The following is a 5,214-nucleotide window of genomic DNA, read 5'->3' as shown; positions in this document are numbered from 1 at the left end:
GTCGGCGGCTCCAAGGTCTCGACCAAGCTCGACCTGCTGCGCAACCTGGTGACCAAGCTGGACTACCTGGCCATCGGCGGCGGCATGGCCAACACCTTCCTCTACGCGGCCAAGATCGACGTCGGCGCCTCGCTGTGCGAGACCGACATGGCCGACACCGCCCGCCAGATCATCGATCTCGCCGGCGGGGCCGGCTGCAAGCTGCTGCTGCCGACCGACGTGGTGGTCGCCCAGGAGGTCAAGCCGGGCGTCGCCTCGAGCATCCGCAATGTCTATGACGTCCGCCCCGACGACCGCATCCTGGACGCCGGCCCCGAGACCGTGGCCACGCTGAACGCCACGATCGACAAGTGCGAGACGCTGATCTGGAACGGCCCGTTGGGCGTCTTCGAGGTGCCTCCGTTCGACAAGGCGACCGTTTCGGCGGCGAAACATGTCTCGGAACGGGCCAAATCGGGTAAGCTCGTGGCGGTGGCCGGCGGCGGTGATACGGTGGCGGCCCTGAACCACGCCGGTGTCTCGGCCGACATGACCTTCGTCTCGACCGCCGGCGGCGCGTTCCTGGAATGGATGGAGGGCAAGACGCTCCCGGGCGTCGCGGCCCTGGAAGTCTGAGACATTTCGTTGGCGCGGATCGTGCAGATCCGCGTTCAACCTCTATAGAACTGACCCGGGCAGAGAACGCTCAAGCGTCACGGCCCCAACAACAAGAAACGACCTAACCACTCACGCTTGCAGGAGAGAAATACGTGGCTCGCATCACGCTGCGACAGTTGCTGGACCATGCCGCCGAGCATGAGTACGCGCTGCCGGCCTTCAACATCAACAACATGGAGCAGGGCCTGGCGATCATGGAGGCGGCCGACGCCGTCAACTCGCCGGTCATCATCCAGGCCTCGCGCGGGGCGCGCAGCTACGCCAGCGACATCGTCCTGGCCCGCCTGATCGACGGGCTCGTCGAGCTCTATCCGAACATCCCCGTCTGCATGCACCAGGACCACGGCAACGGCCCGGCGACCTGCGCCACCGCGATCCAGTACGGCTTCACCTCGGTGATGATGGACGGCTCGCTGATGGAGGACGCCAAGACCCCCGCCAGCTACGAATACAACGTCGACGTCACCCGTCGGGTGGTCCAGATGGCCCACGCCTGCGGCGTCTCGGTCGAGGGCGAGCTCGGCGTGCTGGGCTCGCTGGAGACCGGCATGGGCGAGGCCGAGGACGGCCACGGCTTCGAGGGCAAGCTCAGCCACGACGAGTTGCTGACCGATCCCGACCAGGCGGTCGAGTTCGTCCACGCCACCGGCGTCGACGCCCTGGCCATCGCCATGGGCACCAGCCACGGGGCCTACAAGTTCACGCGCAAGCCGGACGGCGACGTCCTGGCCATGAACGTGATCGAGGAGATCCACCAGCGCCTGCCCAACACCCACCTGGTCATGCACGGCTCCAGCTCGGTGCCGCAGGAGCTGCAGGACATCATCAACGCCTACGGCGGCCAGATGCCCCAGACCTGGGGCGTGCCGGTCGAAGAGATCCAGCGCGGCATCAAGCATGGCGTGCGCAAGATCAACGTCGACACCGACAACCGCCTGGCCATCACCGGCGCGATCCGCAAGGTGCTGATGGAGAAGCCCTCGGAGTTCGATCCGCGCGCCTATCTGAAGCCGGCCAAGGAAGCCATGCGCAAGGTCTGCGAAGCCCGCTTCACCGAGTTCGGCTCGGCCGGCTGGGCCGACAAGATCAAGCCGCTGTCGACCGCCGCCATGGCCAAGCGCTACGCCTCGGGCGAACTGCACGCCAAGTTCGGCGACCGCCAAGCCAAGGCCGCCGCCGAATAAGGCGACGTATCGTTGCGACTAGGAGGCCTCCTGGAGCGATCCGGGAGGCCTTTTTCGTCTGGGGTGGAGCGGCCCAACAGAAATCCCTCTCTCAAAGAGAGAGGGAGGGGCCCACGCGCAGCGTGGGAGGGTGAGAGGTTACACCCTCTCAAAGCAAGGCTCTGACTCACAGCAACGGTGCCGGCGCCCGCACTCCGGGCGGAGATGAACCCGAACCATCCAGCTGAGTGACTGGGTTTTAGCGGCCAACGGTGAAACCTCCCACCCTCCCACCGCCTGCGGCGGCGGGCCCCTCCCTCTCTCTATGAGAGAGGGATCTAGAAATGCGAAGGGCGGTGGACCCCTCGGATCCGCCGCCCTCATGGCTCACGAAGTCGCGCCGCCCGCTACCGGTAGCGGTACTCGTAGTGGCACTTCTTCTTGCCCTTGCCGATCTCGTGGCCGGCGACGGCGCCGACGGCGCCGCCCAGCAGAGTGCCTTCGGTCTTGTTGCCGTGGCCGGCGACGGTGTTGCCCAGCAGGGCGCCGCCCAGGCCGCCGATGACGGCGCCGTTCTTGGCCTTGGACTTGTTGCAGACAAGGACGCGATAGCGGCCGCGCGACTGGGCGTCGGCGGCGGTGACGACCACGCTGCTGGCGGTGAAGCCGACGACGGTGGCCAGGACGATAGCTTTCAGGCGGGCGCGCATGGCGGGCTCTCCGATCGTGTTCTTGGTTTAGATCCCTCGGGTCGTAAACGCCCAAGCTGACGGCCGGTTTCCTTCAAAGTCGGGCAGCCGACCATCGCCTGGGCGCTACGAGGTCAGCTCTCGACGCGATAGCGCCCGTCGGCGTCCGGGCAGACGCGCACGTAGCGGGTCTCGACGCGGCCGTTGTAGTCGGTCGGAGCCGGCGCCAGGCGGCAGCGCTCGCCGGCGTCGGCGTACCGTCCGTCGGTATAGCGGTAGGGCTGGGTCTGGTCGTAGGTCCAGTAGTTGCCGCGGGTGTCGCACTTGGCCGAGGCGTTGCCCACGGCCGCGCCGACGCCGGCGCCGACCAGGGCCCCCAGCACAGTGCCTTCGGGGCGGGCGTTGCGGGCGGCGACGTTGGAGCCCAGGGCCGCGCCGGCCAGCGCGCCGATCACGCCGCCGACGGTGGCGTTGCGCTTGGCGTCCTGCCGGCAGTCATTGCCGTAGGAGACGTTGGCGCTGGTGTCGACGCCGACCGCGCCGGCGTAGGGCGCCAGGTAACGGTTGGCCTCGCCCGGATGGCGGCGGTCATAGGCGCCATAGCCGTGACGGCGGTCATAATCGTCCCGCGCGGCGTAGTAGCGGTCGCGGTCGCGCTCCCACTGCTGGCGAGAAGCATCGTAGCCGGAGGCGTAGCCCATGTCGCTGACCCGGAAGCGGTCGGCCTCGGCGGGGTGGCGGCGGTCGTAGCTGCCCTCGCCGTAGCGGCGATCATAGTTGTAGCGGGCGCGCTCGTAATTGGCGCGCGAGCGCTCGAACTCGGCCTGCTCGGCGTAATAGCCGGCGCTCTCGCGGTACTCGGCCGCGCGATAGCGGTCGGCATAGTTGGGATAGCGGCGATCATAGGCGCCGCGGCCGTAACGGCGGTCGTAATCGTCGCGAGCCTGCAGATAGTTGGCGCGGTCGCGCTCGTAGGCCGCCTGGCGATCGCGGTATTCGGCGACGCGCTCGTAATAGTTGGCGCGCTGGTCGTCGTAGTTGCGCAGGCTTTGCTGGTAGGCGCTGGTCTGGGCGACGGCCGGAGCAATCGCGCCGCACGCCATGGTGGTCGCCAGAAGCGCGGCCAAGGTCTTGGAAGTCATCTTGCTCTCCGTTCAATCGAACGGATCGACGGCCGACCCCCGACACCGGGTCGCCAATCCGGGGCTCTTTGTCCCTGCGGAGACGAAAAGCCCCGGTTGGGGCGGAGGTTCCCGGCGTCAGTCGCTGAGCCAGTCCTGGCGGAAGGCCCGGCCGTCCCAGATGAGCACGGCTTCGCTGGCTTCGGCGCTTCCGAATAATAGGTCGCCCCGGGTCACCTGCACGGAGGCGCGGGGGCAAGGGGCGGTCTTGGCTCCGACGCCCTTGCCGCAAGCGGTCGCCATCGAGCCACCGTTTTTCGCGGGGACCATGTAGTCCGGCGGGTTGCGGCCCAGTTCAATCCGGACGGGCGCGGCCGGGCCCGCTCCACGCGAGATCTCCAGGACATAGGCGTCGGCTCCCGCGCGAAGGATCCGCGCGGTGTCGGCCTTGCCGTCGTGATCGAAATCGCCGCTGATCGGTCCCGGCAGAATTGCGGAGACAACCAGGGCCAGCAACACCGACATCAGACACCTCGCGCGCACATCGCAAGGTCAGTCTGACTCAATCCCTGGTGACGGTCATCATGTAGTTGACGTCGGTGTCGGCCGACCGGCTCCAGCGGCCGGTCAGCGGATTGTAAGCCACGCCGTACGGTCCCTGCATCGCCACCGGCTCGCCGGCCAGGAAAGCGCGCAGTTCCTCAGGCTTCAGGAACTGCTTCCACTCGTGCGTACCCGGCGGCACCCAGCGCAGCACGTATTCGGCGCCGATCTTGGCCAGGACCAGGGCCTTCAGGGTGCGGTTCAGGGTGGCGACGAACATCAGGCCGCCGGGCTTGAGCAGCTTGGCGCAGGTGCGCAGGAACTCGCCCGGATCGGCGACGTGCTCGATGACCTCCATGGTCAGCACCACGTCGAACGGCCCCGCGCCCTCGGCCAGCAGCTGCTCGGCGGTGGCCGGGCGATAGCCGATCGACAAGCCCTGCTCGGCCGCGTGGGTGGCGGCGGTCTTGATGTTCTTTTCCGAGGCGTCGATGGCGGTGACATCAAAGCCCAGCCGCGCCATCGGCTCGCTCAGCAGGCCGCCGCCGCAGCCGATGTCCAGCAGGCTGAGCCCGTCGAACGGCGCGCGCACCGAGCCGTCGCGGCCGAACCGCGCCAGGGCCTGCTCGCGGATGAAGGCCAGGCGGCAGGGATTGAACACGTGCAGCGGCGCGAACTTGCCCTTGGGGTCCCACCACTCGGCGGCGATGGCCGAGAAGCGGGCCACGTCGGCCGGGTCGATGCTCCAGGAGGGGGCGGAAGAAGCGGCTTGCGTCATGTGGCCTGTCTAGCACGGACGCCGACGCTCGCCACGATCCGGGAAAAAAGACACGCGCGCGACATTGCCGTTGCGCGATCCCCCCGCTAGAAGGCGCGGGCTTGCGCGAGGGGGAGCGATCCGGCCGCGCGGGCGCAAGAAATAACCAAGTGTCGAGGTACCAAGGACGTGTCACGTCTGGTGATGAAGTTCGGCGGCACGTCGGTGGCCGACCTGGAGCGCATCCGCCGTGTGGCGCGCCTGGTCGCCGCCGAGGTCGCGAC

At 68.0% G+C, this 5,214-nt stretch carries 7 protein-coding genes; 3 read left to right on the top strand and 4 right to left on the bottom strand.

Annotated elements, in window-relative coordinates; translation table 11 throughout:
- Together pgk and fba are read left to right on the top strand one after the other, a co-directional pair.
- Positions 1 to 615, top strand: a 615-nt coding sequence (gene pgk / locus VJ655_RS00430; protein ID WP_324097414.1) for a phosphoglycerate kinase, incomplete at its 5' end; no start/stop codon positions are given.
- Between the two features lie 134 nt (positions 616 to 749).
- Complete coding sequence (gene fba, locus VJ655_RS00425; protein ID WP_324097413.1) at positions 750 to 1,841, top strand: class II fructose-bisphosphate aldolase; 1,092 nt, start codon at positions 750 to 752, stop codon at positions 1,839 to 1,841.
- Between the two features lie 386 nt (positions 1,842 to 2,227).
- Here the strand turns inward: fba and VJ655_RS00420 are convergent, their stop codons facing one another.
- From VJ655_RS00420 to ubiG, 4 genes are all read right to left on the bottom strand, one after another.
- Positions 2,228 to 2,530: a glycine zipper 2TM domain-containing protein gene (locus tag VJ655_RS00420; RefSeq protein ID WP_324097412.1), complete on the bottom strand. Its 303-nt coding sequence runs from the start codon at positions 2,528 to 2,530 to the stop codon at positions 2,228 to 2,230.
- A gap of 113 nt (positions 2,531 to 2,643) precedes the next feature.
- Positions 2,644 to 3,651: a glycine zipper 2TM domain-containing protein gene (locus tag VJ655_RS00415; protein ID WP_324097411.1), complete on the bottom strand. Its 1,008-nt coding sequence runs from the start codon at positions 3,649 to 3,651 to the stop codon at positions 2,644 to 2,646.
- Positions 3,652 to 3,768: 117 nt separating this feature from the next.
- Positions 3,769 to 4,155, bottom strand: a complete 387-nt coding sequence (locus tag VJ655_RS00410) for a hypothetical protein (RefSeq protein WP_324097409.1) — start codon at positions 4,153 to 4,155, stop codon at positions 3,769 to 3,771.
- A 37-nt stretch (positions 4,156 to 4,192) separates the two neighbouring features.
- Positions 4,193 to 4,951, bottom strand: coding sequence for a bifunctional 2-polyprenyl-6-hydroxyphenol methylase/3-demethylubiquinol 3-O-methyltransferase UbiG (gene ubiG / locus VJ655_RS00405; protein ID WP_324097407.1), 759 nt, complete (start codon positions 4,949 to 4,951; stop codon positions 4,193 to 4,195).
- 168 nt (positions 4,952 to 5,119) lie between these two features.
- On the opposite strand from ubiG, the gene VJ655_RS00400 reads away from it, so the two are divergent.
- Positions 5,120 to 5,214, top strand: a 95-nt coding sequence (locus VJ655_RS00400; RefSeq protein WP_324097415.1) for a hypothetical protein, incomplete at its 3' end; no start/stop codon positions are given.

The sequence above is a fragment of the Caulobacter sp. genome (assembly GCF_035254145.1).
In the GTDB taxonomy this organism is placed as follows: domain Bacteria; phylum Pseudomonadota; class Alphaproteobacteria; order Caulobacterales; family Caulobacteraceae; genus Caulobacter.
The sequence above is the reverse complement of the archived record's forward strand: the minus strand, read 5'-3'. Positions and strand labels throughout refer to the sequence as shown.

Bases quoted from the DNA above. Each gene is read 5' to 3' on its own strand.
- ubiG (WP_324097407.1), bottom strand. From the start codon at position 4,951: ATGACGCAAGCCGCTTCTTCCGCCCCCTCCTGGAGCATCGACCCGGCC.
- VJ655_RS00410 (WP_324097409.1), bottom strand. From the start codon at position 4,155: ATGTCGGTGTTGCTGGCCCTGGTTGTCTCCGCAATTCTGCCGGGACCG.
- VJ655_RS00415 (WP_324097411.1), bottom strand. From the start codon at position 3,651: ATGACTTCCAAGACCTTGGCCGCGCTTCTGGCGACCACCATGGCGTGC.
- VJ655_RS00420 (WP_324097412.1), bottom strand. From the start codon at position 2,530: ATGCGCGCCCGCCTGAAAGCTATCGTCCTGGCCACCGTCGTCGGCTTC.